The organism is Klebsiella sp. PK01, from assembly GCF_057624675.1.
This window is the reverse complement of record NZ_JBYEZM010000001.1, coordinates 525,727-550,300: the sequence shown is the minus strand read 5'-3', so window position 1 is coordinate 550,300 and position 24,574 is coordinate 525,727. Positions and strand designations below refer to the sequence as shown.

Here is a 24,574-nt window from a genome sequence, read left to right as displayed (position 1 = left end):
CAATCAATCCACTTGGTGTTCACTCATTTCGATGAGCAAAAGTTATAATTTATACGGAGGTTTAATAACTTGAGCTTGCTCACATTTAATCAAATATGATTGAATATAATCATTAGCGATTCAGATAAGCGATGAAGGAAAGAGAATGAGCTGCGGCGATAATCCTGTTCTGGTGCTGGCAGATGACTTTACCGGGGCCAATGATGCCGGTGTCAGTCTGGCGGAAGCGGGTTTAGCGGTTGAGGTGGCGTTTAACGCCGGTTATCAGCCGACCACCCGGGCGTTGGTTCTCAATAGCGATAGTCGGGCGCTTTCCGGGGCGCAGGCAGCAGAGAAAGTAAACGCGATACTCCGTGATGCGGAAAATTTCGCCGCCGTCTGGCAGGTGAAGAAAATCGACTCCACCCTGCGCGGCAACCCCGGCGCGGAACTGGAGGCAATGATGCGTGCGCGGGGCTGCTCTGTCGCGGTTGTCGCGCCGGCCTTTCCGGCGGCAGGGCGCATAACCCGCGGCGGACGATGTTATGTCCACGGCGTGGCGCTCGATAAAACCGAATTCGCCAGCGATCCCAAAACGCCGGTCAGTAGCGCCGATATTGGGCAATTGCTCGCCATGCAGAGCCGCCTGCCGTGCCGTTCGCTGGATGCGCAGCAACTGGCAGCCGCCCTCGCGGAAGAGAGCGACCAACCGCGTGTGTTGATTATTGATGCTGAAGAAGACGCGCAGCTGGATAAGGTAATCGCCGCGGTAGCCAGCCGCGCGCGGCAAACGCTGCTGGTGGGATCTGCGGGGATCTGCGAGGCGCTGGCGCGCTACCTGCGCCGGGCCACGACCGGGCCGTTGCTGGCGGTGGTCGGCTCCATGAGTGAAATAGCGCAGGCTCAGGTCGCCGCTTTGGCCGGCCATCCGCGAGTCGCGCGGATCGGGATTGATGCCGCCCGCGCCTTTAACGGCGACGCCCTGGCCGATGCCCGGCGAATCGCCGCGGCGCTGGCGGCAAATCATCATTGCGTGGTCACCACCTGCGCGGACAGCGCTGTCCGGCACGGCATTGAGGCGCTGTGCCGTGAACGCGGCTTGAGCCGCGCTGCGCTGGGAGAACGGATCTGCGCTTATCTCGCGCAGGTCACTCAACTCGCCGTTGAGTTCCATGCGCCCGGGGCGCTCTATCTGTCCGGTGGCGATGTCGCGATCGCCGTCGCTCAGGCGCTCGGCGCGCAGGGGTTTCATATAACCGGCCGGGTGGCGCAATGCGTGCCGTACGGCCATTTTCTCGGAAGTCGCTGGCCGCGTCCGGTGATGACCAAAGCAGGGGGATTCGGTACGGAGACCACGCTGCGGGATGTCGTGAATTTTATTGAGGAGAAACTGAGTGTCTAACATGATTGCGGTAACGATGGGCGACCCGGCGGGCATTGGTCCGGAAATTATTATTAAATCGCTGAGCGAAGGCGAACTGAGCGGCGCGCCGGTGGTGGTGGTGGGCTGCGCGCAGACGCTGCGGCGAATCCTGGCGCTGAACATTACCCCGCGCGCGGAGTTGCGGATTATTGAGCACCCGAGAGAAGCGCAGTTTTCACCCGCGACGATTAACGTGATTGATGAACCGTTAAGCGACCCTCAGGCCCTGCGGCCCGGTGAAGTTCAGGCCCAGGCCGGGGATTTGGCGTATCGCTGCATCAAGCGCGCCACCGCGCTGGCGCTGGCGGGCGAAGTTAAAGCTATCGCCACCGCGCCGTTAAATAAGGAAGCGCTACATTTGGCCGGGCACCATTTCCCGGGACACACCGAACTGCTGGCCCACCTGACCCAGACTAAAGATTATGCCATGGTGCTGTACACCGATAAGCTTAAGGTGATCCACGTCACCACCCATATCGCGCTGCGACGCTTCCTCGATACCCTAAGCCAGTCGCGGGTAGAGACGGTTATCCGCGTCGCCGATGATTTTTTACGCCGCGTGGGTTACCAGCAGCCGCGTATCGCGGTCGCTGGGGTGAATCCCCATGCCGGTGAAAACGGTCTGTTTGGCGATGAGGAAATTCGTATCGTCGCCCCGGCCGTCGCGGCGATGAAGGCACAGGGCGTTCATGTCTTCGGACCGTGCCCGCCAGACACCGTTTTTATGCAGTGCCATGAAGGCATGTACGATATGGTGGTGGCGATGTATCACGATCAGGGGCATATTCCGCTCAAGCTGCTCGGGTTCTATGATGGGGTGAATATCACCGCCGGGCTGCCGTTTATCCGCACCTCCGCGGACCACGGCACCGCTTTTGATATTGCCTGGACAGGTAAAGCGAAGTCTGAGAGCATGGCAACCTCCATTGAGCTCGCCATGCAAATCGCACAGGAATAACATGAAGGGATATAATCGGTTAGAGCAGATTATGGACTTCCTGAAAAGCCATAATCTGGTAACGGTCGACCAACTGGTTGCGGTAACCAACGCCTCGCCGGCGACCATTCGTCGCGATCTGATTAAACTCGATCAGGAAGGGGTAATTAGCCGTACCCACGGCGGCGTGACGCTCAACCGATTTATTCCCACACAGCCGACGACGCTGGAAAAAGCGCAGCGTAGTCCGCAGGAGAAGTACGCCATCGCGAAAGCGGCGGCGTCGCTTATCAAGGCCGGCGATGCCATTGTGCTGGACGCCGGTACCACTATGATTGAACTGGCGCGACAGATTACGCATCTGCCGCTGCGGGTCATCACCAGCGATCTGCATATCGCACTGTTTCTGGCTGAATTCAAACAGATTGAAGTGACGATTATCGGCGGGCGCATCGATGACAGCAGCCAGTCGTGTATTGGCGAACATGGGCGACGCCTGCTGCAGAATGTGTGGCCGGATCTGGCGTTCGTCAGCTGTAACGGTTGGGATTTGCAAAAGGGCATTACCGCGCCGACGGAAGAGAAGGCGGCGCTGAAACGCGATCTGATTGCCAACGCCCGGCGGCGGATCCTGCTGGCCGACAGTTCGAAATACGGCGCCTGGTCACTGTTCAATATCGCGCACCTCGACTCGCTCACGGACATTATCACCGACGCGCATTTGCCGACGGAAACCCGCGAGGCGCTCCTGGAGCTATCGCCGCGGCTGATTATCGCCGATTAACGTCCGCCATCATGTCGCGCTTGCCGCCTGACGATCCTCGTTCAGCAATTCAATAAATGCCTCCAGCTGGCGCGTCTTCGCGCCGCGCCGCCATACAAGCCAGGTCGTCAGCCAGCGCCACTCTTCGGCGAGCGGCCAGGCGGAAACCTGCTGATGGCCGGGCATACTCTCCAGCATACTGCGCGGGATCAGCGCCAGCCCGGCGCCGGCAATCACGCAGGCTAACATACCGTGGTAGGACTCCATCTCATGGATCCTTCCGGGCGTCGCGCGGTCGGCGTGAAACCAGCTCTCAAAATGGCGGCGGTAAGAGCAGTTGGCGCGAAATGCGTAAACGTTCGCGCCGTTAACCTCGCTGGCGCGCGTCACCGGCGCATGGCCATAGGGGGCGACGATCATCATCTCTTCCGGGAACACCGGCAGCCCCTCCAGACCGGGGTGAACCAGCGGACCGTCAACGAACGCCGCGCTCAGCGCGCCTTCCAGCACGCCGTCAATCATGGTGCCGGACGGGCCGGTGGATAATGCCAGGTGGATCTTCGGGTAGCGCTGGTTGAAAAGGGCTAACGTGGTTGGGATGCGCACGGCAGCGGTGCTTTCCAATGATCCGAGGGAAAACAGCCCTTGCGGCTCATCGCCAGCGACCACCATCCGCGCTTCATCGACTAACGCCAGGATTTGCTGGCTGTAGCGTAAAAAACTGTGCCCGGCCGGCGACAGACGTAGCCGCTGATTCTCGCGAATAAATAGCTCGACGCCGAGGTCGGCCTCCAGTTGGCGAATGCGGGTGGTCAGATTCGACGGGACACGATGCACCTTCTGCGCGGCCTGGGTAATACTGCCGGTGCTGGCGACGGCGTTAAACATCTCAAGCTGGGTTAAGTCCATACTATTCTTCTTTTGTGAATACGTTGCTTAATATTATTCATTTTCAATGAAAGGAAGGGTAGGCCACACTATCCATACTTCGCAATCCCTACAGAGAGAATAACCATGAATTTATCTGCCACCCATGCGGTTTCCGTTAACCCGACCACTGGTGAAGTCGTGTCGTCTCTGCCGTGGTCAACCGAACAACAAGTGGATTCAGCCATCGCTCTGGCGCAACAGGCTTTTCGCCAGTGGCGCCACGTAGCGGTCACCGACCGCGCCGCCGCGCTGCGTAAAGTCGGCAGCGCAATGCGCGCCCGTGGCGAAGAGCTGGCGCAAATGATCAGCCTTGAAATGGGTAAGCCTATCGCCCAGGCGCGCGGCGAAGTGAGTAAATCGGCCAATCTCTGCGACTGGTATGCCGAGCATGGCCCGGCGATGCTGGCGACCGAAGCCACCCAGGTAGAAGATAATAAGGCGGTGATTGAATATCGTCCGCTGGGGCCGATTCTGGCGGTGATGCCGTGGAACTTCCCGGTCTGGCAGGTTCTGCGCGGCGCGGTACCGATTCTGCTGGCAGGGAATAGCTATCTGCTGAAGCATGCGCCAAATGTGATGGGCAGCGCGCAGCTGCTGGGCGAACTGTTTGCTGAAGCGGGACTGCCGGCTGGCGTTTTTGGCTGGATCAACGCCACGAACGAGGGCGTTTCGCAAATTATCAATGACGACCGTATCGCGGCGGTCACGGTGACCGGTAGCGTACGCGCCGGGCGGGCAATCGGCGCTCAGGCCGGCGCAGCGCTGAAAAAATGTGTGCTGGAGCTTGGTGGTTCCGATCCCTTTATCGTGCTCAACGATGCCGATCTGGACGAAGCGGTAAAAGCCGCCGTCATCGGCCGTTATCAGAATAGCGGACAGGTCTGCGCGGCGTCGAAACGCTTTATTGTGGAAGCGGGTATTGCCGACGCTTTTAGCAAAAAATTCGTGGCCGCGGTGGCGGCGTTGAAAATGGGCGACCCGCGCGACGAGCAAAATTATATCGGTCCGATGGCGCGTTTCGATCTGCGCGATGAACTGCATCAACAGGTGGAAGCCACGCTGAAAGAAGGGGCAACGCTGCTGCTTGGCGGCGAGAAAATCGCCGGCGCCGGTAACTATTACGCGCCAACGGTGCTGGCCAACGTTACCCCCGAGATGACCGGTTTTCGTCAGGAGCTTTTCGGACCGGTGGCTACCATCAGCGAAGCCCGCGACGCGGCGCATGCGCTTGAACTGGCTAACGATAGCGAGTTTGGCCTTTCCGCAACCGTATTTACGTCAAGCAGCGCGGAAGCGGAACGTTTTTCTCGTGGTCTGGAGTGTGGCGGGGTATTTATCAATGGCTATAGCGCCAGCGATGCCCGCGTGGCTTTCGGCGGCGTGAAGAAAAGCGGCTTTGGTCGGGAACTGTCGCATTTTGGCTTGCATGAGTTCTGCAATATTCAAACCGTATGGAAAGACCGTCGCTAATCGACGTTAGCGCCTGACGTCCGTCGTCGCGCTCTGCTATACTCGCCACCCGAATTTCGATGGTGGGCAAGGAGCCGAGTGTGGCGACGGTTATTAATAATGCAATGCTGGATGCCGTTCTGGCAGAAATCAGGCCGCTGATTGGGCGCGGCAAGGTAGCGGACTACATCCCCGCTCTGGCGCGCGTTAGCGGCAATAAACTTGGCGTCGCTATCTGTACGGTTGACGGCCAGCACTATAGCGCCGGCGATGCCCACGAACGCTTCTCGATTCAATCTATCTCGAAGGTGCTCAGTCTGGTGGTGGCGATGAACCATTATCAGGAAGAGGAAATCTGGCAACGCGTCGGTAAAGATCCCTCCGGCCAGCCCTTTAACTCCTTACTGCAGCTGGAAATCGAGCAGGGCAAACCGCGTAACCCCTTTATCAACGCCGGAGCGTTGGTGGTTTGCGACATGCTGCAAAGCCGCCTGAGCGCGCCGCGTCAGAGAATGCTGGAGATCGTGCGTCGGCTGAGCGGGGTGGACGATATTGCCTATGATTCGGTGGTCGCGCGATCCGAGTTCGAACACTCTGCACGTAACGCCGCCATCGCCTGGCTGATGAAATCTTTCGGCAATTTCCATAACGATGTCGCCACGGTGCTACAAAACTATTTCCACTACTGCTCGCTGGAGATGAGCTGCGTCGAGCTGGCGCGGACCTTCCTGTTCCTCGCCGATCGGGGGATTGCCCCGCATCTGGCGGATCCGGTCATCGCGCCGATACAGTCGCGGCAGGTAAACGCGCTGATGATGACCAGCGGTATGTACCAGAACGCCGGCGAGTTCGCCTGGCGCGTCGGGCTGCCGGCAAAATCCGGCGTCGGCGGCGGCATTGTGGCGATTGTGCCGCAGGAGATGGCGATTGCGGTGTGGAGTCCGGAACTTGATGAGGCCGGTAACTCGCTGGCGGGGATCGCTTTACTGGAAAAACTCACCCAACGTTTAGGAAGATCGGTGTTCTGATGTCTGCAATGGAGACTCTGTTCGCCCGGCTTGGGCGTTCAACGTTCCGTTCACGCTTCCACCTCGGGGCGAAAGAGCGGCAGTATTGTTATGATAAAGGGCCGGAGGTTATCGACAGCCACGCGGCGGATTTTATCGCCAAACGGCTGGCTCCGGCGCAGATCGCTAATGATGGTAAGCAGACGCCGATGCGCGGGCACCCGGTGTTTATCGCTCAGCACGCCACGGCCACCTGCTGCCGCGGCTGTCTGGAAAAATGGCATGCGATCCCGCGTGGACGGGAACTGAGCGGCGAGGAGCAGCGTTACGTCGTCCAGGTGATTCACCATTGGCTGGTCATGGAAATGAATGCGATTACCCGCCGTTAACCTGTAACGCGAAGGCATGGCAGTATGCCTAACAAATATTCTCATGCTATGATAATCCGCTAACTAATTATTTACATAATAATTGCCTGAAACAATTAGACGGATAATTACTGAATGTCTTCACTGTCGATTCGGTCATTCACGCTATTTCGCGAGGATCAACCGGTGCGCGATGCGCTGGTGTTATTCACGCTGACGATCCTGCTGCACTTTATGGGCGCCATGCTGCGTCTGGTGCAGGAGCTTTCGTTCTTTTGGCCGCTCAATGCCGTCATGGCAGGTATTTTCGCACGCTACGTCTGGCTAAATCGCAGCTATTTTTACGCTATTTGTTTTGCCGCGATGCTGGTTTATGACGGCCTGACTTCCCGTTGGGGCATGGGTTTTGCGTCGCTGCTGATTAACTTCTCCAATATCGTCTTTATCGTTATTCTGGCGCAACTGGTGCTGTGGGATAAGCGGCGCGCCGATTCGATGCCGGGGCCAATTAACGCTCTGAATCTGTTTTGTTATTGCCTGCTGGCGGCGCTGGTGTGCGCCGCGGTAGGCGCGCTGGGTTCGGTTGATGTTGAACGGGCGACGTTCATTCCGCAACTGGCGGACTGGTTTAGCGAGCAGTTCTCGACCGCGGTACTCATCTTGCCGTTTATTCTGACCCTGACGCTGCCCTCGGTACTGGGCCGTTTTCGCTTTAGCCAACTGCTGCCGGTTATCGCGCTGGTGTTATCGATAGCGCTCGGCGTGGCGGTAGGCGGCGCCGGAAGCCTGACCTTCCCGTTGCCGGCCTTGATCTGGTGCGCGATTCGCTATCCCTTGCCGCTGACCTGCCTGCTGACATTTATGACCGGTATCACGGAAATTCTGCTGGTGGCGAACTCACTTATTCATCTTTCGCCGGATGCGCGTCCTCAGCCGTGGCAGCTGTTTTCAACCCGTCTTGGTATGGCGGCGATGCTGATTAGTCCGGTGATCGTGGCGACCAGCGTCGAGGCTATCAATAACCTGGTCAAACAGCTGGCGCTCCGCGCTGACTTTGATTTTCAGACCCGCGTTTACTCGCGCTCCGGTTTGGGCGAGGCGCTGAAACGTCAGGCGCCGCAGGCGAATAAACAGCTCTCGGTGATGGTGCTGGATATCGACGGTTTTAAACGGGTGAATGATACCTGGGGTCATGAATGCGGTGACTGCGTGCTGGCCCAGTTTGCCCAGCGCGTACGTGAACTGGCAGGCGAAGAGGGAATGGTGGCGCGTATCGGCGGGGAAGAGTTTGCCGTCGCGGCGCTGCTCGATAATGCTCAACAATCCCATCTGCTGGCAGAAAAAATTCGCCAGGGAATCGAGTCGGAAACCTTCACCTGGGGGCAGCAGCGTATTCGCCTGACGGTGAGTCTTGGCCTGCAGTGCCGTGAAGTGGGTGAAGGACGGATCGCCGAGCTGTTTAATCAGCTGCTAATGGAAGCGGATGACCTGTTAGTCAACGCCAAGCAGGCCGGGCGCAATCGTGTTTGCGTGCAGGCGCTACCTGACGGCGTGTGATAAGAAAATCCAATGGTCTTTTAGCTTGAGTTAAATATTAGTTAAAAACATAGTGATGTGGTCATTATCAGGGAGCAACCCATGGCCACACCTATTTCACTTCGCACGCTGACGCGTGAATCCATTCTTGAACATCTTCCGCAATTAAATGAAATCCTCGCCAGCTGCGTTAACGGCGGGGCTTCGGTCAGTTTTATGCAGCCGTTTTCGCCGGACACCGGCGAGCGATTCTGGCAGCGGATGGCGCAAAGCGTCGCCGCCGGTGAGCGGATTGTGCTGGCGGCAGAAAACCAACAACGGCAGATAGTGGGGACCGTCCAGTTGATTATCGACCAACCGGAAAACCAGCCGCACCGTGCCGATATCGCCAAGCTTTTGGTTCACCAAAATGCGCGCCGACAGGGGATCGCCGGGTTACTGATGAGCGAGCTTGAGGCTATTGCACTGGCGCACGGGAAAACGGTGCTGGTGCTGGATACCGCGACCGGCAGCGGAGCGGAACGCTTCTATCAGCAGTGCGGCTGGCAAAAAGCGGGGGAAATTCCGCAGTTTGCCTTAATGCCTGACGGTGAAATGACGGGTACCTCGCTGTTCTATAAGATCCTCCCGACAGCAGATTAATACGAAGAGGTTTGATCAAAACGGGGTTTCGCCAACCATAAAACCTGATAACTTATTGGACCAATTACTCAGGTTGTATGACTACTCTAAGAGGGAACCCATTGTGAAAACCTTAAACCGTCGTGATTTCCCCGGCGCGCAGTACCCTGAACGTATCATCCAGTTTGGTGAAGGTAACTTCCTGCGCGCGTTTGTTGACTGGCAGATTGACCTGCTTAACGAGCATACTGACCTGAATGCTGGCGTGGTCATCGTCCGCCCCATCGCCAGCGATTTCCCGCCGTCGCTGAGCACTCAGGATGGCCTCTACACCACGATTATTCGCGGATTGAATGAAAAGGGCGAGGCGGTCAGCGATGCGCGTCTTATTCGTTCGGTAAACCGCGAAATTAGCGCCTACCACGATTACGATGAATTTCTGCGCCTGGCGCACAATCCGGACATTCGTTTTGTCTTCTCCAACACCACGGAGGCCGGTATTAGTTACCATGCGGGCGACCGTTTCGACGATGCGCCCGCGGTAAGTTATCCGGCGAAACTGACGCGGCTGCTATATGAGCGCTTCAGCCATTTTGCCGGCGCTGCTGATAAAGGCTGGGTTATCATCCCTTGTGAGCTCATTGATTATAACGGCGAGGCGCTGCGTGAACTGGTGCTGCGCTATGCACGTGAATGGGCGCTGCCGGCAGCTTTCGCCGCCTGGCTTGCGGAGGCGAACACCTTCTGTTCGACGCTGGTGGACCGCATCGTGACCGGCTATCCGCGCGATGAAGCGGAGCAGATTGAAACGCAGCTTGGCTATAACGACGCCTTTCTTGATACCGCCGAGCACTTTTACCTGTTCGTGATCCAGGGGCCGAAATCGCTGGCCGCCGAACTGCGCCTCGATAAATTACCGCTCAACGTGCTGATTGTTGACGATATCAAACCGTATAAAGAACGAAAGGTCGCGATTCTCAACGGTGCGCATACCGCACTGGTGCCGGTGGCCTGGCAGGCGGGTCTGGACACCGTTGGTGAAGCGATGAACGACGCGGAAGTCTGCGCATTTGTCGAAAAAGCGATATACCAGGAGATTATCCCGGTTCTCGATCTGCCGCGCGATGAGCTGGAATCGTTCGCCAGCGCGGTAACAGGACGCTTCCGCAATCCCTATATCAAGCACCAACTGTTATCTATCGCCCTTAATGGCATGACTAAATTCCGCACTCGTATCCTGCCGCAATTGCTGGCAGGGCAGAAGCAGAGCGGTAAGCTCCCTGCGCGCCTGACTTTCGCGCTGGCGGCGCTGATCGCCTTCTACCGCGGCGAACGTAACGGTGAAGTCTACCCGGTTCAGGACGACGCGGAGTGGATCGAACGCTTCCAGTCGTTGTGGGCGCAGCATCGCGACGGCCAGCTTGCAACGCGGGACCTGGTAACGTCGGTGTTGTCGGTAGAAACGCACTGGCAGCAGGATCTGACGAAGGTGCCGGGGCTGACGGCGCTGGTGACGGCCGATCTCGAGGCTATTTTACGTGATGGCATGCGCAGTGCCGTAAAACCGCTGTGCTAAACGCTCCACTGCAATGACCCGGCATGCTGCCGGGTTAATTTTTATTATTAGTTACAACATTCTGATTATTATTAGCAATAAACCGTTGCAGTAACGCCATACCCGCATCGCTTAGTAGGGAGGAAAAAGATGAAATGTGCACTCGGCGCTTGAAGTCATTTTCAGAAAGCAAAATAATGACTTAACGATGACGTTTAGCGTGCGGAGATCCCATCAATGAATATCGACATTCGTGAACCTGCCGACCGGGATTACAGCGCCTGGCGAGCGTTATGGGAGGGGTACACGCAGTTCTATAATAGCCCGCAGCCGGACAGCGTCACCGAACATACCTGGCGGCGTTTGCTGGACCCGCATTCACCGGTAATCGGCCGGGTGGCCGTGGTTGATGGCGAGGTGCTGGGGTTTGCTATCTGCGTACTGCACGAAGGCACCTGGGTGACGACGCCAATTTGTTATCTGGAAGACCTGTTTGTTGCGCCAAAAGCCCGCGGACGGGGAGTCGCGAGAACGCTGATTCAAACCCTGCAGGCTGAAGGTAAAATTCAGGGATGGTCGCGGCTGTACTGGCACACCCGTCACGATAATCCTGCACGCCGACTGTATGATGAATTCACCCCTGCGGACGATTATGTTCGGTATCTGATGAAGCTCTAGCTGTGCGACACAGGAGAAGCAACATGGAAAAACGAATCGAAACTACCGTTAATCTGATTATGTTTCTGTCGTTACTGGCCACCGCCTGGGATCTTTCGCTGGTTCACGACTTCCCCTGGTAACATGCAGCGGCGCCGTCGGGCGCCGCTGGTACCGAACCTATTTGAGGTAATCCGCCATATACTCTTCGATCATTTCGCTGAAGCTGTGGTTGGCGCTAAACCCAAGACGCTGAGCGTAACGCGTGTCGAAATCGCCGGGCCATGAATTGACAATGCGTTCAATGGCGGCATCGGGGGTGAAGGTGATGCGCTGCGCGACCTCACCGACGGCAACCTGGCGTAACGCCGCGATCATCTGTTCGACGCTGACCGACAGCCCGCAGAGATTAATCACCCGACCGTCCGTCAACTGTGCTTCTGCCAGTTCATGTCCGTGAATTAAAGCTTTAATTGCGTTACGTGGCGACAACAGCCATAAACGAGTATCCGCCGGGACCGGGCAAACGGCGGGTTCTCCATTAAGAGGCTCGCGGATAATACCGCTGGCAAAACTCGATGCCGCCTGATTGGGCCTTCCCGGACGCACGACGATGGTGGGCATGCGCAGACTTCTGCCATTAAGCCAACCGCGTCGGCTGTAATCCGCCAGTAACAGATCGCAAATCGCTTTTTGCGTACCGTAAGAACTCTGCGGCAACCATACCTGTGAATCGCTCACTTTTTCCGGCAAGTCGCCGCCGAACACCGCCACCGAACTGGTGGTCACCAGTTTGACGCTCTGCGGCAGCTGACGCAGGTGCTCCAGCAGTTGGCGGAAGGCATCAACGTTGATTTTCATCCCCAGCTCGAAGTCTTGTTCCGCCTGGCTTGAAACGATGGCGGCTAAATGAAAGACGCTATCGACCTGAGCGGGAATCGCGCTACGTAACCATTCGCTATCGCTGATGTCGCCGGTTAATACTTGTAAACGGCTATCGTCGATCCCCTGTAACGCCACGCGGTCGATAGCGATCAGTCTACCGATTTCTTGCGTTTCGCCCTGCGGGCCGCTTAGCGAACCACGTTGAAGCAGGGCCTTGACCAGTTGGGAGCCAAGAAATCCGGCGGCGCCGGTGACGGCAATCGTTAATGTATTATTCATGGTGATGTTCTCAATATTATTAATGGTTAACCATACGAGCAGGAATGCGGAATATCGCAGCGGCGCCGATAAACAGCGTCGCGGAGATGATTAAGGTGCCGGTTAGCGTCGAATGGGTCATATCGGTGAGCAGGCCCATGATCCACGGCGCGACAAAGCCGGCGAGATTGCCAAAGGAGTTGATTACCGCGATACCGACCGCCGCTGAAGCGCCGCCAAGGAAGGCGGTCGGCAGGCTCCAGAAGAGTGGTAGGGTGCTCAATCCGCCCGCTGCGCCAATTGTTAAGCCGATCATCGCAATCACCAAATCGTGGCTGAACAACGCCGCAATAATCATGCCCAGGCCGCTCATGACGGCGATGGCGGCGAGATGCCAGCGACGTTCTCTGTGTTTATCGGCGCTACGCGAAGCGGCAATCATGGTGACTATCGCTGCGGCATAAGGAATAGCGGTTAACAATCCGACTTTCAGCACATCGCCTTCACCGGCGTTGTGAATCAGCGTTGGCATCCAGAAACTAACGGTATAGAACCCGGCAATCAGGCAGAAATAGATAAAAGTCAGTAACCAGACCTTCGGATTCTTCAGTACGGCCAGCATTGAACCATGCTGCTCGGTTTTATGGCTGCCATCGCTGTGCAGTCGCGCCTCGAGCAACGCTTTTTCGTCATCTGAAAGCCATTTCGCCTGAGCAATGCGGTCGGTAAGCAGAAATATCACCAGTACGCCAATCAGCAGTGATGGCGCGCCTTCAATAATGTACAACCACTTCCAGCCAGCGAGACCGCCGTACTCATGAAAATGGCCCATAATCCAGCCAGAAAGCGGAGCGCCGATGATCCCCGAAAGCGGCACGGCGGTAGCAAAGAGGGCAAACATCCGCCCGCGGCGATAGCTGGGGAACCAGAACGAAAGATACAGAATTACGCCGGGATAAAAGCCTGATTCCGCCACGCCTAAAAAGAAGCGCACGGTATAAAACTCCAGCGGCGTGCGCACGAATGCCGTCAGCGGCGCGATGAGCGCCCAGGAAATAAGTAAACCGCCAAGTAAACGTCTGGCGCCGAAGCGATGAAGGATCATATTGCTGGGAATTTCAAAAAAGAAAAAGCCGATAAAAAATATTCCCGCGCCGATACCGTAAACGGTATCAGAAAAGGCCAGGTCGCTCGACATTTGTAATTTAGCAATACTGACGTTGATTCGGTCAAGATAGGCCAGAATATAGCAAATCATTAATAGGGGCAGCGTGCGGCGGACGACTTTCTTCCACACTAACTCTTCATTTACGGCAGGCGCAACCGCCTCCAGGCTCAACGCAGAGTGGTTTGACATAGTTCTATCTCCAGAAAATGAGCGCGCATCGGCGCTCACTGAGGCATTGATATTATGTGGTTTTTAGTTATTTAACCAAGGTTGCGCCCAGCGCAGTCCGTCTTGTGTCCCGGCGCGTGGACTATATTCTGCGGCGACGTAACCCTCATATTTTTCCTGCTCGAGTACGGCGAAAATCCATTGATAATCCACTTCGCCGTCAATTGGTTCCTGGCGCGCCGGTACAGATGCGATCTGGATATGGCCGATATACTCTTTAAAGTTTTTCAATAAATAAGTTAGATTGCCATCGACCTGCTGGGCGTGGAAAATATCAAGCTGTAGTCGAATATTATCGCGGTCCGCCTGGCGAATATATTCCATCGCCTGATATTGGCTGGAAAATAAATATCCCGGACGGGTGGCGGGCGATAAACCTTCAAGCAGAATGGTGATGTTATGCGGTCTGGCTCGATCCGCCGCGTAGCGTACGTTGTCAATAAACGTGTTCGCACATTGCTGCCGGTCTAACCCTTCGGTGACGCCCGCCATAACGTGTATCGCCGGGCACTGCAGAACCGCAGCATAGTGAATGGCTAAATCAATGGCTTTGCGGGCTTCCTCTTCACGGCCGGGTAAAGCCGATAATCCCCATTCGCCGCGTGCGGTATCGCCTGCCGGAGTATTGATGCCGATAAGCTTGAGGTGATGTTTCTCTAATTCGTGGGCGACAGTCGCTACGGGATATTCATAGGGGAACCACATCTCCACGGCGTTAAAACCGGCTCTGGCCGCCAGGGAGAAGCGCTCCAGAAGCGGATTTTCGCCGAATAACATCGATAAATTGGCAGCAAGTTTCAACATTATTGCATTCCTCGAAGCACAGTCATTTGTTGATGATCGAGATAGTTCACCGGGCTGTTTTTCAACGTGAAGAACAGGCGGGCGGACGCTTCCATCTCTTCCAGATTGTCGGCGGCATCGCGTAGCGATTTACCCACCACCACCGGACCATGATTAGCCAGTAAAAAAGCCTTATGCTGCGCGGCACGTTCGCCGAGCCATTGGCCAATCTGTGGGTCGCCTGGGCGGAAATAGGGGACAAGCGGTATTTCACCTACCCGCATGACCACATACGGCGTGCAGGCCGGCAGGGTATTAGCCGGGTCCAGATCCTGCAGGCAGGATAAAGCCGTCAGGTAGTGGCAATGCAGATGGACGACGGCGCGACACTGCGGATTGTTGCGGTACAGCGCGAGATGAAAACTCACCTCTTTTGAGGGTTTTAACCCCGAGAGCAATTCACCGCTCAGGGTCACGTGCGACAATTCTTCGGCGTTAAGCTCGCCAAGACAGGAGCCTGTCGGGGTGGCCAGAATCGTGCCGTCAGCAAGCTGGACGGAAAGATTGCCCGCCGAACCGGTTGCGTAGCCGCGTTGAAAGAAAGAGCGTGCGATAGCCACCATCTGTTGGCGTAAGGATGACTCGTTCATGCGCAAACCTCCGCGGACTGCGCGCGAGCAAAGAAATTGTCATCGCCAAAATTACCCGATTTGAGCAGTAGGAAAAGCGGTCGGGAATCTGCCTTAATCCACGGCACGCCGGGTGAGACCGCGGCGCCAATAGCGAAATGGCGAAGCTCCAGCGCTTGCGTTACCGCGCCGGAGGTTTCTCCACCAGCGACGATGAACCGGCTCACGCCTTGCTGCACAAGTTGTTTTGCCAACAGAGAAAACAGCGCCTCAACGATCAACCGGCTTGGCTCGGCGCCATAGCGTTGCTGGATGTTGTGCAGTTCGGCGACCGAAGTGGTGGCATAAATCATAGGCGCCATGTCCGCGTTGGACTGCTTTTTCAGCCATTGAACGATCTGGACGCAGTACTCATCAAGCGTCCAACGTTTATCCAGCAAACCTGCCACGTCTACGGCCAGCGATGGCGCCAGTTGGCGGTATTTTTCCACCTGCGCCTGAGTTCTCATAGAACAGGAGCCGGATAATACTACCGTGCTGGCCGCTGGCGTGGTGACGCTAAAGGGAAGGGAAGGCGCCGTGGCGTTGGCCCAGCAGCGCGCGAGACCGGCGGCTAAGCCGGATCCCCCGGTAACCAGCTTCATATCGTGCAGCGCTTGTCCCTGAATTTGCAGATGTTTATCGTTTAATGCGTCCAGTGCGATATAGCGATAGCCCGCGGCGGATAGGGTTTGGATGCCGTCGCGCACGGCCGCCTCGCCGGACTCCAGCATCTGAGCATTGATAAGGGCGCATGTGCCGCGTGACTGACGTTCCATTAAACGTCGCAGATCGCTGTCATCCATGGGATTGACCGGATGATTGCGCATACCGGACTCCTGCAACAGGCGGTCTTCAACGAATAAATGTCCCTGATACACCGTACGACCGTTAATGGGCAAGGCCGGAGAGATCACCGTGGTTGCGACGCCCAGCGCATCCATTAAGGCATCGGTGACCGGACCGATATTCCCCTCGATCGTGCTATCGAAGGTGGAGCAGTACTTAAAATAAAAACGATCGCACCCTTGTTGTTGCAACCAGCGCAGCGCATTCAGTGACAGTGTCACAGATTCTTTGGCAGGAACAGAACGTGATTTCAGACTCACGACTAATGCGCGAGCATCACCCAGGTAATCTTCTCCTGGGACGCCGCTAAACAGGCTGGTCGCTATTCCGTTATTGGCCAGAAAACTGGCGATATCCGTCGCGCCGGTAAAATCATCGGCAATTATGCCTGCTCTCATATCCAGTCCTCTTCATACAGCGAGTGTTAATTTACGGTACTATCTGTTGTTAAATGTTAATATCAATGATTCAGATGATGAATACAGCGACGGTGATCACATTAAATAACATTTATTATCTATTTTTCACATGGTGTGGCGCTGTCAATCCGATGTACAGCCCATCTGAATGTGATAAAATGTGAAAATATGAGATGACGAGACACCATCAGGAGAAATCGATGCTGCCGTTGGAAAGACAAGAGAAGATACTGGAAATCATTAAAGACAAAGGGGTGGTCAGCGTCGTCGAACTGGTCGAGGCGCTGGGCGTGTCGCATATGACGATCCGGCGCGATATTCAGCGCCTGGAGCAGCTTAACGTGCTGGCCAGCGTATCAGGGGGCGTGGCCCTGCCGCAACGAACCCGCTTGCTGAATGAACCTTCGCATCGCGATAAGACTCTGATGTTCCCACAGGAAAAGGAAGCTATTGGCCTGGCGGCACTTAAGCACATTCCGGCGAACAGCACCGTCTATCTGGATGCCGGGACTACGACGCTGGCGTTGGCTGAAAACCTGGTTGAGCGCAAGGATTTGCTGATCGTCACCAATGATTTTGCCATTGCCAATTTGATGATTGAACGCGGGCAGTGTGAATTGATTCATACCGGCGGGCGTCTATGTCGTGAAAATCAGTCAGCCGTTGGCCACCTGACGGCGAAAATGTTAGAGAATCTGTTTATCGATGTCGCGTTTATTTCAGCGTCATCGTGGAATTTACGCGGTCTGTCGACGCCTAACGAAAATAAAGCCATCGTGAAACAGACCGTCGCGAAGGTGAGTGAAAAATGTATCCTGCTAAGCGATTCATCAAAATACGGAAAAATGGCGAATTACCTGATCCTGCCGCTGAGCGAACTTGATGTCATCATCAGCGATGACGGGCTGAGCAGCAGCGTGGTAAATCAACTGAATGCGCTTAACGTTGAGGTCGAACTGGCGACGAGGCGTTAACCAGGCGTCGCGCGACAATAAACAGCCGCGGGAACAATAACAGCACCTTTCCGTTACACTGTAACGGATAGTGTTGCTGTAACAGCGTCAGATAACGCTCTATAAACACCTTCTTTTCTGCTTCATCAAGATTTTGCAGGTACGGGCGCAGACCGGTCGCCTGCAGCCAGTCAACGATCGCCTGGTGCGATTCCAGAGGGTGATAATAGGTAGTGCGCCAGATGTCTACCTCGCAGCCGCTGTGGGTCAGCATGTCGTAATACTGCTGAACGCTGGGGAGCGGCTGTCGGCCGCTTTCCGGAAATCCCTGTTCTTCAGCAACCTGACGCATCAGAGTATGAGAGGGCTCTTGCCAGTTATCCGGCATCTGAACCGCCAGAACGCCGCCATCGCTTAACTGACCGGCCAGCCGTGGTAACAGCGTTTGATGGTCTGTGAGCCATTGCAAAGAGGCATTGGCATAAATCAGGTCAACCCGCTCTGCGGAATACCAGTTTTCGATATTCGCCGTAACGAATTCGCAATCGGGAAGCGCTTGCGTCGCCTGTTCCAGCATGGCGGCGGAATTATCAACGCCGATAATTCGTGCTTCAGGCCAGGTAGCACGCAGCAAGGCAGTGCTGTTACCGGGGCCGCAGCCCAGATCAACTGCCAGCTTTACCGGCTGTTGCGCAATACGCGCCGTGAGCTCAGCCGCCGGTCGGGTACGCTCATCAGCAAATTTCAGATACAGCGAGGGATTCCAGTCTGCCATAGTCGACCTCAGATTAATGTTCCGCGTTCATCAGCATAGAGGACGTAGCGCGGTTGTGAAGCTGTTTTTTAGTGACAGTGTCACTTTTTCGCGGTGAAGGGTGCGGCGCTCATCACACAGATTGCAGGGTTTCTTCGTTACACTGGTCGTGCATATATAACAGGGATGAATGATATAATGGCCTTAACCATCAGGGTATTACTGGAAAATCGCCTTGCGGCGCACGCCGACCCGGCGTTGATAGCCAAAGCCGGGCTCAGCCTGCTCATTGAAGATGAAACCAGTAAAGTGCTGTTTGATACCGGCCCGGACGGCAGTTTTCTTGAGAATGCGCAGCGGATGGGGATTAAACTGGAGAATTTGACCGCGACGGTATTATCACACGGCCACTACGATCACTGCGGCGGCGTTCCCTGGCTGCCGGATGAAAGTCGAATTATCTGTCATCCACGGCTTGCCCAACCGCGCTATGCCGCTATCAGCCTTGGCCGGCACGTACGCAAAATCAAAAAACTCTCGCTTGAGCTCGACTATTCCCGCTTTCGCATGGAATGCTACCGGCAGCCGTTTGCCATCAGCGAACGTCTGTTGTGGTCCGGCGAGATCGTGGTAAACCGTCCGCAATCCTTTGGCATTTTAGCCAGCACGCCGTTGACGCCTGATTATATCGTCGATGAAGGCGTCCTTATTTATCTTTCCGACCACGGTCTGGTCATCATCTGCGGCTGCGGACATCGCGGAGTAGAGAACATCGTGCGGCATTGTCAGAATATCACCGGCATTGAGCGGGTCCACGCGTTGATCGGTGGGCTACACCTGCGCGCCGCATCTGTCGCCAGGGTCTGGCAGGTCCGAACTTACTTACAGCAGCTACAGGTGGAGAAAATTATGGCCTGTCACTGTACCGGCGCCTGGGGAAAACTGTGGCTCGCCAGCGCACAGGCACCGGCCACCGGCGATATTTTGCAACTAGCTTAATAAGGGTTAGTCGGCATCTTTGAGCATTTCGGCGCGCCGGGCGGTGGCATAGACGAATTCCAGCATCGGCTCAAGGTCAGTATCGTGTCCCGCCTGGATGATTTTGCCACGTAGCCATTCGATTTCGCTGGTGATATCCGGATGAAAAATGTTGTTGTCCTGCGCCTTGCGTAACCATTTGAGAAGAAAATTATTTTTCCCTCTCGCTCCGCCCGATTTCTTCGTTTTTACGTGGATTTTCAGCGCGACCAGAATGCAGTAGTAAAAATGGACGCGCTGGTTGAAACTTTGATGCATGTCGGTATTTCCCGCCAGGGTAAGCCGCTCGCCGCATCAGGCGACGAGTCGAATGGAGCCAGGTCACGGGGGGATCGTTTTGTTGACGACCTCTATCACTGCACCCGTACCGCCCGGCATCCAGGACTGGATGCTCGCAGAATGGTGGCACGGATATTAAAGCGTCGTCAATTATTGATTAAATTGTTACCAGTATCATGATTAATCGGCATACATCATACGTTCTGCCCGGCCTGTTGTATTTTGATTAATTTACGGGAAGGCGTCCCTGCTCCGGGAAAGATGGTGGATACCAGACCGGCGCACTATTCACTTCGGACATACGGCGGGCTCCTTCATCTGAATGGGGTCTTTAACCGGATAAGCCGGACTGCCGTAATCGGCGCAGCTTGTTGTGACTTTTACCTGGTCACAGGGCTGGAAATGCACGGTGATGCCGCAGGTTTTGTCTGTGGAGGTATAGGGCGGGAGTGGCACGATGCGTGAATGCTGTTTTTTCATCCGCCTGATTTTTGCGAACCATTCCCTATTTTTAGCACTGTACTCATCCCAGGCACGATTTCTGTCTTTTTGAGACATCCCTGTGGTATTGGGTGGGATGGGTTTGGGTTCTGTCATATCAAGAGTGCTACCCAGACCTGTTTCCCAGTCTATCCTGACAGTCATGCCGGGTTTCCATGACGGCGGCGCGCGGTAACAGCACCCGCCGCCTCCCCCCTGAAAGGGGCCTATGGCATCCAGACCGGACTGTCCGTTAACGCTGAAATGATTAATCGCCCATTTGGTATGGTTGATGGCTTCGATAGTGCCTGCAAATGCGACGGGAGAGCCGGTAAGCAGCAGAACGACACCGGTCAGCAAAGTCCTGTAACAGGGATTCATCCATAATTCCTTTTGTTCTGGGATGGGGTATGGTCAAAATGCCTACTATTTGTAAGGATTCTCCGCTGTTTTTTTCTGAAAATCAAAAAACAGGCTTAACGCGAGTTGTAGTTACACTGAGCTTCAGATCCCTCGCCGAACCCGAAGTAGCAGGATAAATGCCATGGCGACCACTACCGCGGCCAGCAGATATAGCGTATCGAGCGCATAATAACCCGCCACCCAACCGGCAACCGGGCCGGTCAAACCCAGCGCCAAATCGAGAAAGGCTGAATAGGTACCCAGCGCCGTGCCCTGGTTTTGTTCTTCTACCTGTTTCACCGCTTCGACGCCCAGCGCCGGGAAGACCAGCGAGAAACCAGAACCGGTGAGGAATGCGCCAATACCAGCGACCCACGCCGACGGCGCCTGCCAGATAATCAATAATCCAAGACACTCCACTACGAAGCAGACAAGCGACACCGGCACGCCGCCGTAGCGGGTAATGGTGTTGCCAAGGATCAGGCGTATACAAATAAAACCGATGCTGAAGAGAGAGAGCGTGAATGCAGCGCCTTGCCAGTGGTGAGCCGAAAAATAGAGGGTGATAAAAGTGGCGATGACGCCAAAGCCGACGGTACCCAGCGCCAGCCCCAGCCCGTAGGGCCAGATCCTGCGCACTACCACATGGAATGGCGCTCTCACTCCGGCGGTTACGCTGACATCCTGTCGCGTGCGGGCAAACAGCAGGCCAATTAGCGCAACCAGCACTACCACTACGGCAAAACCGCTGATGCCAAAATAGCTATTGAGCATCACCCCCAGCGGCGCGCCGACGGCCATTGCCACGTAGGTCGCGACGCCATTCCATGAAATCACCCGCGAGGTGTGAATCGCGCCAACGGTTTTAATGCCCCATAACGTCGCCCCGGTGGCGGTAAAGCTTTCTCCCACGCCGAGGAAAACCCGGCCAATCAACAGGGCGCTGACGGCGAGAAGCGGTATAGCTTGCAACATCACCGCCGCGAGGGTGAAGAGTCCGCTTAACATGCAGCAGATGATGCCGAGGCTAACGACCTTTTTCGGCCCCCAGATATCGGTATAGCGGCCAGCGTGAGGTCGACTTACGAGCGTTGAAATGTACTGCAGGCTGATAACGACTCCGGCGATTAGCGTACTGTATCCGAGCTGATAGTGGATGTAGCCGGGAAGCACCGCCAGCGGCAGGCCGATGGAGAGATAGCAGATACAGGTGAAAACCACGATAGAAACAATACGCAGGTTAAGCTGAGTGGTGCTAACAGATGTGGTCATAACGCTAAGTGTTTAAAACGAAAGGGAGGTAAAGCATAGCGCAAGCGCGGCGGCTCCGGCGAGCGGGCGAGCATTTTATGCCAACGCTCGGTTCATTTATTGGCAAAATGACCGATAATATAGCTATACAGATGATAAATAACGCCCATATTATTTCTTAGAGTGATACCTGAGTTTGAAAGGGAAATGGATGAGTGGCCAGTCTTAGGATGGAGCACGGCAATCTATTTGCTTTCCGGAGGTCATCGCGATGAAAAAATTACTTATATTGCTCATTGTTTTTGCAGCATCCGCCTGTTCAGGAGGTTCCTCATCATCCTCGGGCATGGCGCCGGGTCAGGGGCTTGATTCGCAAACCTGCATGAACGACACCATTGATGCTAACAGCGCCTGCGGCCATTCGGTTGCGCCACAGTTTAATTGATAGAAGACAGCCTGAGAGAGGAGCGCGCCTCAAATCAGGCTGCCGACTATTTTAACGGGCAAAGCGCTTCGAACCGATCACGCAGAAAATGATGCCAAGCGTGACGACTACCATCAACGGGCTCACTGCTTCATGAAGGAGCAGCGCCGCCAGCGCCAGGCCGAAAAAGGGCTGCAATAGCTGGAGTTGACCGACCGCCGCAATACCGCCGATTGCCAGTCCCCGATACCAGAAGATAAAGCCTACCAGCATGCTGAATAACGAGACATAGGCAAGCGCCGTCCATGCAGACGCACTGATACCACTGAAGCTGATGGGAAGCGTTAAGCCGCAGGCTATCAACATCAGGGGTAGGGACAGGAACAGCGCCCAACAGATGACCGCCAGCCCGCCAAGCTCTCGGGTGAGGCGCCCCCCCTCGGCATAACCCAATCCGCAGACCACTACCGCCGCCAACATTAGCAGATCGCCCGCGACGGAGATCCCGGCATTACCGGCCAGCGCGAAACTGGCCACCAGCACGCTGCCCAGCAGCGAGAATCCCCAAAAGGCAGGGCGCGGTCTCTCACCACCACGGATCACCGCGAAAATCGCCGTCGCCAGCGGCAATAACCCAATAAAAACAATTGAGTGTGCGGATGTCACCCGCTGTAGCGCCAGCGCCGTCAGCAGCGGAAAGCCGATGACCACGCCGCCGGCAACCAGCGCCAGTGAACGCCATTGTCCCGCTTGCGGGCGCGGCAGGCGTAAAAGCCAGATCAGGCCCAGCGCAAGCACCCCGGCAATCGCACCGCGACAGAAAGTCAGGAAAAAAGGATCGAATTCCTGCACGGCGATGCGGGTGGCGGGTAGCGAGCCGCTAAAAATAGCGACGCCGATAAAGCCGTTTATCCAACCGGATATGGAAGTGGAAGCGCGACGGTTGTGCACGTGAGACCTCTTTGTAGTGATAGTTAAGGTGGTTGACCGGGTCGATAGTAGGTCGCACAATTCATGACAATCAAATAATTGTCATGGATACAATGACGATGAAAAACCGCTATAAATCTCTGGTTGATCGCTATGCGGCAGCAATCCGCAGCGGTGCGCTGGCGGCTGGCAGCCAACTGCCGACCCATCGGCAATTGGTCGTTGAACACGGAATTTCTCTGGCTACCGCGACGCGGGTCTACAGTGAACTGGCGTTAATGGGGCTGGTCAGCGGTGAAACGGGACGCGGCACTTTTGTGCGTGAACTGAGCTTGCCGCCGGGGCTGGGTGTCGATCAGCACGCCATTGCCCCGGATATGATCGATCTTAATTTCAACTCCCCGGCGTTGCCGGAACAAACCGTTCTCCTGCGCGAGGCCTTAAAAAAGCTATCTGGCGCGGGCGATCTGGAGGCGTTGTTACGCTATCAACCGCACGCCGGACGCATGAGCGAACGGGAAATAGTGGCCCGGCATCTTAACAGACAGGGTATTGCGGCCAGCGCCGGGCAGGTCGCTATCGTTAACGGCGCTCAGCATGGGCTGGCGGTCACGCTCGGCGGCCTGCTGCGTCCCGGCGACGTGGTTGCGGCAGATGCGTTGACCTATCCGGGATTTCGCGCCCTCGCCAGGCTCTATCAACTTGAACTGGTTGCTATCCCGCACACAACACAAGGGCCGGATCTCGATATGCTCCGCAGCCTGTGTGAAAAACGGCGGGTAAAAGCGATTTACACCATGCCGACGCTGCATAACCCTCTCGGCTGGGTAATGAATCTGGCACAGCGTAGTCAACTGGTTGATATTGCCCGTCAGTTCGATTTGTTCATCATTGAGGATGCCGCCTATGCATGGTTGATTGCCAACGCGCCGCCGCCGCTGATGTCTCTGGCGCCTGAGCGTACGGTCTATGTGTGCGGTTTTTCAAAAAACATCGCCACCGGTTTACGGGTTGGCATGGTGGTATGCCGCGAGGGGTTAATGCCGGCGATAGAGCGGACGATCCGCGCCACCAGCTGGAATACGCCGGCCTTAACGACGGCGCTGGTCTGCGGCTGGATTCAGGATGGGACGCTGGCCCGGCTCGAAACTATAATGCGCGCAGATGCGCGGCGGCGGCAGGCCATCGCCCGTCAGGCGTTGGCTGGCTTACCAATGATTGGCAATGAAAATGCCTGGTTCCTTTGGCTGCCGTTGGGCGAGGAGATCCGCGCCGATCGCGTCGTGAAACAGCTGCTAACCATGAATATCGCTATTTCCACCGCCGAACCGTATAGCGTCGGCCGTGATGTGCCGCATGCTTTACGTCTGGCGCTGGCGTCACCGAGTCTCGATAAACTGAGCGCCGCGCTGAAGATAATGCGGCCCATTATCGAGTACGGCGTTTAACGGCCATTTTCTTCTGACAACCATCCTTCGTCTCTAATCGAAGTATCTTGCGGTTGGTGCTTTTACTCTTTGCCTTAGCGCGACGACTTGCTCGTCGCATTATGCTATTTCATAATAAAAGAGAATTAAAAT

At 55.8% G+C, this 24,574-nt stretch carries 25 protein-coding genes; 14 read left to right on the top strand and 11 right to left on the bottom strand.

Translation table 11 applies throughout. The features are described from left to right. Window positions 1-145: 145 nt before the first annotated feature. From dtnK to AC22LX_RS02635, 3 genes are read left to right on the top strand one after another with little or no spacing between them, the layout of a single operon-like run. A complete protein-coding gene (dtnK, locus tag AC22LX_RS02645; protein ID WP_063447039.1) occupies window positions 146-1,381 on the top strand; it encodes a D-threonate kinase in 1,236 nt (411 codons plus the stop codon). Continuing rightward, window positions 1,374-2,360 carry a D-threonate 4-phosphate dehydrogenase gene (locus AC22LX_RS02640; protein WP_047067417.1) on the top strand — a complete coding sequence of 329 codons (987 nt, stop codon included), beginning with the start codon at window positions 1,374-1,376 and terminating at the stop codon, window positions 2,358-2,360. Before dtnK ends, AC22LX_RS02640 begins: the two co-directional genes overlap by 8 nt. Before the next feature lies 1 nt (window position 2,361). Then, complete coding sequence (locus AC22LX_RS02635) at window positions 2,362-3,123, top strand: DeoR/GlpR family DNA-binding transcription regulator (RefSeq protein WP_047050919.1); 762 nt, start codon at window positions 2,362-2,364, stop codon at window positions 3,121-3,123. Between the two features lie 9 nt (window positions 3,124-3,132). Here the strand turns inward: AC22LX_RS02635 and ptrR are convergent, their stop codons facing one another. After that, the gene (gene ptrR / locus AC22LX_RS02630; protein ID WP_015705323.1) at window positions 3,133-4,011 is read right to left on the bottom strand and encodes a putrescine utilization regulator PtrR; all 879 of its coding nucleotides are present in this window, start codon (window positions 4,009-4,011) and stop codon (window positions 3,133-3,135) included. 105 nt (window positions 4,012-4,116) lie between these two features. Between ptrR and sad the strand changes: the two genes are divergently transcribed. The 7 genes from sad to AC22LX_RS02595 all read left to right on the top strand — a co-directional run bounded on the left by sad (window position 4,117) and on the right by AC22LX_RS02595 (window position 11,246). Next, window positions 4,117-5,502, top strand: coding sequence for a succinate-semialdehyde dehydrogenase (sad, locus tag AC22LX_RS02625; RefSeq protein ID WP_213292578.1), 1,386 nt, complete (start codon window positions 4,117-4,119; stop codon window positions 5,500-5,502). An 80-nt stretch (window positions 5,503-5,582) separates the two neighbouring features. Next, window positions 5,583-6,509 (top strand): glutaminase B, encoded by a 927-nt coding sequence (glsB, locus tag AC22LX_RS02620; protein WP_015366717.1) that lies wholly within the window; start codon window positions 5,583-5,585, stop codon window positions 6,507-6,509. Further along, window positions 6,509-6,877 carry a DUF4186 domain-containing protein gene (locus tag AC22LX_RS02615; protein ID WP_047050917.1) on the top strand — a complete coding sequence of 123 codons (369 nt, stop codon included), beginning with the start codon at window positions 6,509-6,511 and terminating at the stop codon, window positions 6,875-6,877. Before glsB ends, AC22LX_RS02615 begins: the two co-directional genes overlap by 1 nt. Before the next feature lie 114 nt (window positions 6,878-6,991). Then, complete coding sequence (locus AC22LX_RS02610) at window positions 6,992-8,413, top strand: GGDEF domain-containing protein (RefSeq protein WP_045394513.1); 1,422 nt, start codon at window positions 6,992-6,994, stop codon at window positions 8,411-8,413. An 81-nt stretch (window positions 8,414-8,494) separates the two neighbouring features. Further along, complete coding sequence (locus tag AC22LX_RS02605; protein ID WP_045394511.1) at window positions 8,495-9,034, top strand: GNAT family N-acetyltransferase; 540 nt, start codon at window positions 8,495-8,497, stop codon at window positions 9,032-9,034. 103 nt (window positions 9,035-9,137) lie between these two features. Continuing rightward, on the top strand, window positions 9,138-10,589 hold the full coding sequence (locus AC22LX_RS02600; RefSeq protein WP_045394508.1) for a tagaturonate reductase: 1,452 nt from the start codon (window positions 9,138-9,140) through the stop codon (window positions 10,587-10,589). A gap of 216 nt (window positions 10,590-10,805) precedes the next feature. Then, entirely contained in the window at window positions 10,806-11,246 is a 441-nt protein-coding gene (locus AC22LX_RS02595) for a GNAT family N-acetyltransferase (protein ID WP_045394506.1), read from the top strand. A gap of 159 nt (window positions 11,247-11,405) precedes the next feature. Here AC22LX_RS02595 and denD read toward each other — a convergent pair whose 3' ends face one another. From denD to otnK, 5 genes are all read right to left on the bottom strand, one after another. Next, the gene (gene denD, locus AC22LX_RS02590) at window positions 11,406-12,389 is read right to left on the bottom strand and encodes a D-erythronate dehydrogenase (RefSeq protein ID WP_487333734.1); all 984 of its coding nucleotides are present in this window, start codon (window positions 12,387-12,389) and stop codon (window positions 11,406-11,408) included. Between the two features lie 19 nt (window positions 12,390-12,408). Then, complete coding sequence (locus AC22LX_RS02585) at window positions 12,409-13,725, bottom strand: MFS transporter (protein ID WP_487333733.1); 1,317 nt, start codon at window positions 13,723-13,725, stop codon at window positions 12,409-12,411. Window positions 13,726-13,788: 63 nt separating this feature from the next. Further along, window positions 13,789-14,568 (bottom strand): 2-oxo-tetronate isomerase, encoded by a 780-nt coding sequence (gene otnI, locus AC22LX_RS02580; RefSeq protein ID WP_487333732.1) that lies wholly within the window; start codon window positions 14,566-14,568, stop codon window positions 13,789-13,791. After that, window positions 14,568-15,197 (bottom strand): 3-oxo-tetronate 4-phosphate decarboxylase, encoded by a 630-nt coding sequence (gene otnC / locus AC22LX_RS02575; protein ID WP_045394494.1) that lies wholly within the window; start codon window positions 15,195-15,197, stop codon window positions 14,568-14,570. The genes otnI and otnC overlap by 1 nt, the downstream gene beginning before the upstream one ends. After that, a complete protein-coding gene (otnK, locus tag AC22LX_RS02570) occupies window positions 15,194-16,462 on the bottom strand; it encodes a 3-oxo-tetronate kinase (protein ID WP_487333731.1) in 1,269 nt (422 codons plus the stop codon). The genes otnC and otnK overlap by 4 nt, the downstream gene beginning before the upstream one ends. 221 nt (window positions 16,463-16,683) lie before the next feature. Between otnK and AC22LX_RS02565 the strand changes: the two genes are divergently transcribed. Continuing rightward, window positions 16,684-17,457 (top strand): DeoR/GlpR family DNA-binding transcription regulator, encoded by a 774-nt coding sequence (locus AC22LX_RS02565; RefSeq protein WP_045394489.1) that lies wholly within the window; start codon window positions 16,684-16,686, stop codon window positions 17,455-17,457. Here the strand turns inward: AC22LX_RS02565 and tam are convergent. Continuing rightward, entirely contained in the window at window positions 17,423-18,211 is a 789-nt protein-coding gene (gene tam / locus AC22LX_RS02560) for a trans-aconitate 2-methyltransferase (protein ID WP_487333730.1), read from the bottom strand. The genes AC22LX_RS02565 and tam overlap by 35 nt on opposite strands. A gap of 177 nt (window positions 18,212-18,388) precedes the next feature. Between tam and AC22LX_RS02555 the strand changes: the two genes are divergently transcribed. Next, window positions 18,389-19,189: an MBL fold metallo-hydrolase gene (locus tag AC22LX_RS02555; RefSeq protein WP_487333729.1), complete on the top strand. Its 801-nt coding sequence runs from the start codon at window positions 18,389-18,391 to the stop codon at window positions 19,187-19,189. A gap of 6 nt (window positions 19,190-19,195) precedes the next feature. On the opposite strand, the gene AC22LX_RS02550 is transcribed toward AC22LX_RS02555, so the two are convergent. The 3 genes from AC22LX_RS02550 to AC22LX_RS02540 all read right to left on the bottom strand — a co-directional run bounded on the left by AC22LX_RS02550 (window position 19,196) and on the right by AC22LX_RS02540 (window position 21,661). Continuing rightward, a complete protein-coding gene (locus AC22LX_RS02550; protein ID WP_015366702.1) occupies window positions 19,196-19,486 on the bottom strand; it encodes a hypothetical protein in 291 nt (96 codons plus the stop codon). 309 nt (window positions 19,487-19,795) lie between these two features. Continuing rightward, a complete protein-coding gene (tli1a, locus tag AC22LX_RS02545; RefSeq protein WP_487333728.1) occupies window positions 19,796-20,368 on the bottom strand; it encodes a Tli1a family immunity protein in 573 nt (190 codons plus the stop codon). A 123-nt stretch (window positions 20,369-20,491) separates the two neighbouring features. Further along, on the bottom strand, window positions 20,492-21,661 hold the full coding sequence (locus AC22LX_RS02540) for an MFS transporter (RefSeq protein ID WP_487333727.1): 1,170 nt from the start codon (window positions 21,659-21,661) through the stop codon (window positions 20,492-20,494). 250 nt (window positions 21,662-21,911) lie between these two features. Here AC22LX_RS02540 and AC22LX_RS02535 point away from each other — a divergent pair, with 250 nt between their 5' ends. After that, on the top strand, window positions 21,912-22,085 hold the full coding sequence (locus AC22LX_RS02535) for a hypothetical protein (protein ID WP_162184068.1): 174 nt from the start codon (window positions 21,912-21,914) through the stop codon (window positions 22,083-22,085). A gap of 51 nt (window positions 22,086-22,136) precedes the next feature. On the opposite strand, the gene AC22LX_RS02530 is transcribed toward AC22LX_RS02535, so the two are convergent. After that, window positions 22,137-23,015 carry a DMT family transporter gene (locus tag AC22LX_RS02530; protein ID WP_063447048.1) on the bottom strand — a complete coding sequence of 293 codons (879 nt, stop codon included), beginning with the start codon at window positions 23,013-23,015 and terminating at the stop codon, window positions 22,137-22,139. Between the two features lie 98 nt (window positions 23,016-23,113). On the opposite strand from AC22LX_RS02530, the gene AC22LX_RS02525 reads away from it, so the two are divergent. Further along, window positions 23,114-24,442 (top strand): aminotransferase-like domain-containing protein, encoded by a 1,329-nt coding sequence (locus AC22LX_RS02525; protein WP_045394475.1) that lies wholly within the window; start codon window positions 23,114-23,116, stop codon window positions 24,440-24,442. Window positions 24,443-24,574 lie beyond the last annotated feature (132 nt).

Excerpts from the sequence above, each read along its gene's own strand:
- ptrR (WP_015705323.1), bottom strand. The coding sequence starts at position 4,011 with ATGGACTTAACCCAGCTTGAGATGTTTAACGCCGTCGCCAGCACCGGC.
- AC22LX_RS02635 (WP_047050919.1), top strand. The coding sequence starts at position 2,362 with ATGAAGGGATATAATCGGTTAGAGCAGATTATGGACTTCCTGAAAAGC.
- sad (WP_213292578.1), top strand. The coding sequence starts at position 4,117 with ATGAATTTATCTGCCACCCATGCGGTTTCCGTTAACCCGACCACTGGT.
- AC22LX_RS02595 (WP_045394506.1), top strand. The coding sequence starts at position 10,806 with ATGAATATCGACATTCGTGAACCTGCCGACCGGGATTACAGCGCCTGG.
- AC22LX_RS02550 (WP_015366702.1), bottom strand. The coding sequence starts at position 19,486 with ATGCATCAAAGTTTCAACCAGCGCGTCCATTTTTACTACTGCATTCTG.
- AC22LX_RS02585 (WP_487333733.1), bottom strand. The coding sequence starts at position 13,725 with ATGTCAAACCACTCTGCGTTGAGCCTGGAGGCGGTTGCGCCTGCCGTA.
- tam (WP_487333730.1), bottom strand. The coding sequence starts at position 18,211 with ATGGCAGACTGGAATCCCTCGCTGTATCTGAAATTTGCTGATGAGCGT.
- otnI (WP_487333732.1), bottom strand. The coding sequence starts at position 14,568 with ATGTTGAAACTTGCTGCCAATTTATCGATGTTATTCGGCGAAAATCCG.
- AC22LX_RS02565 (WP_045394489.1), top strand. The coding sequence starts at position 16,684 with ATGCTGCCGTTGGAAAGACAAGAGAAGATACTGGAAATCATTAAAGAC.
- tli1a (WP_487333728.1), bottom strand. The coding sequence starts at position 20,368 with ATGAATCCCTGTTACAGGACTTTGCTGACCGGTGTCGTTCTGCTGCTT.
- AC22LX_RS02605 (WP_045394511.1), top strand. The coding sequence starts at position 8,495 with ATGGCCACACCTATTTCACTTCGCACGCTGACGCGTGAATCCATTCTT.
- AC22LX_RS02610 (WP_045394513.1), top strand. The coding sequence starts at position 6,992 with ATGTCTTCACTGTCGATTCGGTCATTCACGCTATTTCGCGAGGATCAA.
- AC22LX_RS02615 (WP_047050917.1), top strand. The coding sequence starts at position 6,509 with ATGTCTGCAATGGAGACTCTGTTCGCCCGGCTTGGGCGTTCAACGTTC.
- dtnK (WP_063447039.1), top strand. The coding sequence starts at position 146 with ATGAGCTGCGGCGATAATCCTGTTCTGGTGCTGGCAGATGACTTTACC.
- AC22LX_RS02555 (WP_487333729.1), top strand. The coding sequence starts at position 18,389 with ATGGCCTTAACCATCAGGGTATTACTGGAAAATCGCCTTGCGGCGCAC.
- AC22LX_RS02540 (WP_487333727.1), bottom strand. The coding sequence starts at position 21,661 with ATGACCACATCTGTTAGCACCACTCAGCTTAACCTGCGTATTGTTTCT.
- otnC (WP_045394494.1), bottom strand. The coding sequence starts at position 15,197 with ATGAACGAGTCATCCTTACGCCAACAGATGGTGGCTATCGCACGCTCT.
- otnK (WP_487333731.1), bottom strand. The coding sequence starts at position 16,462 with ATGAGAGCAGGCATAATTGCCGATGATTTTACCGGCGCGACGGATATC.
- AC22LX_RS02535 (WP_162184068.1), top strand. The coding sequence starts at position 21,912 with ATGAAAAAATTACTTATATTGCTCATTGTTTTTGCAGCATCCGCCTGT.
- denD (WP_487333734.1), bottom strand. The coding sequence starts at position 12,389 with ATGAATAATACATTAACGATTGCCGTCACCGGCGCCGCCGGATTTCTT.
- AC22LX_RS02525 (WP_045394475.1), top strand. The coding sequence starts at position 23,114 with ATGAAAAACCGCTATAAATCTCTGGTTGATCGCTATGCGGCAGCAATC.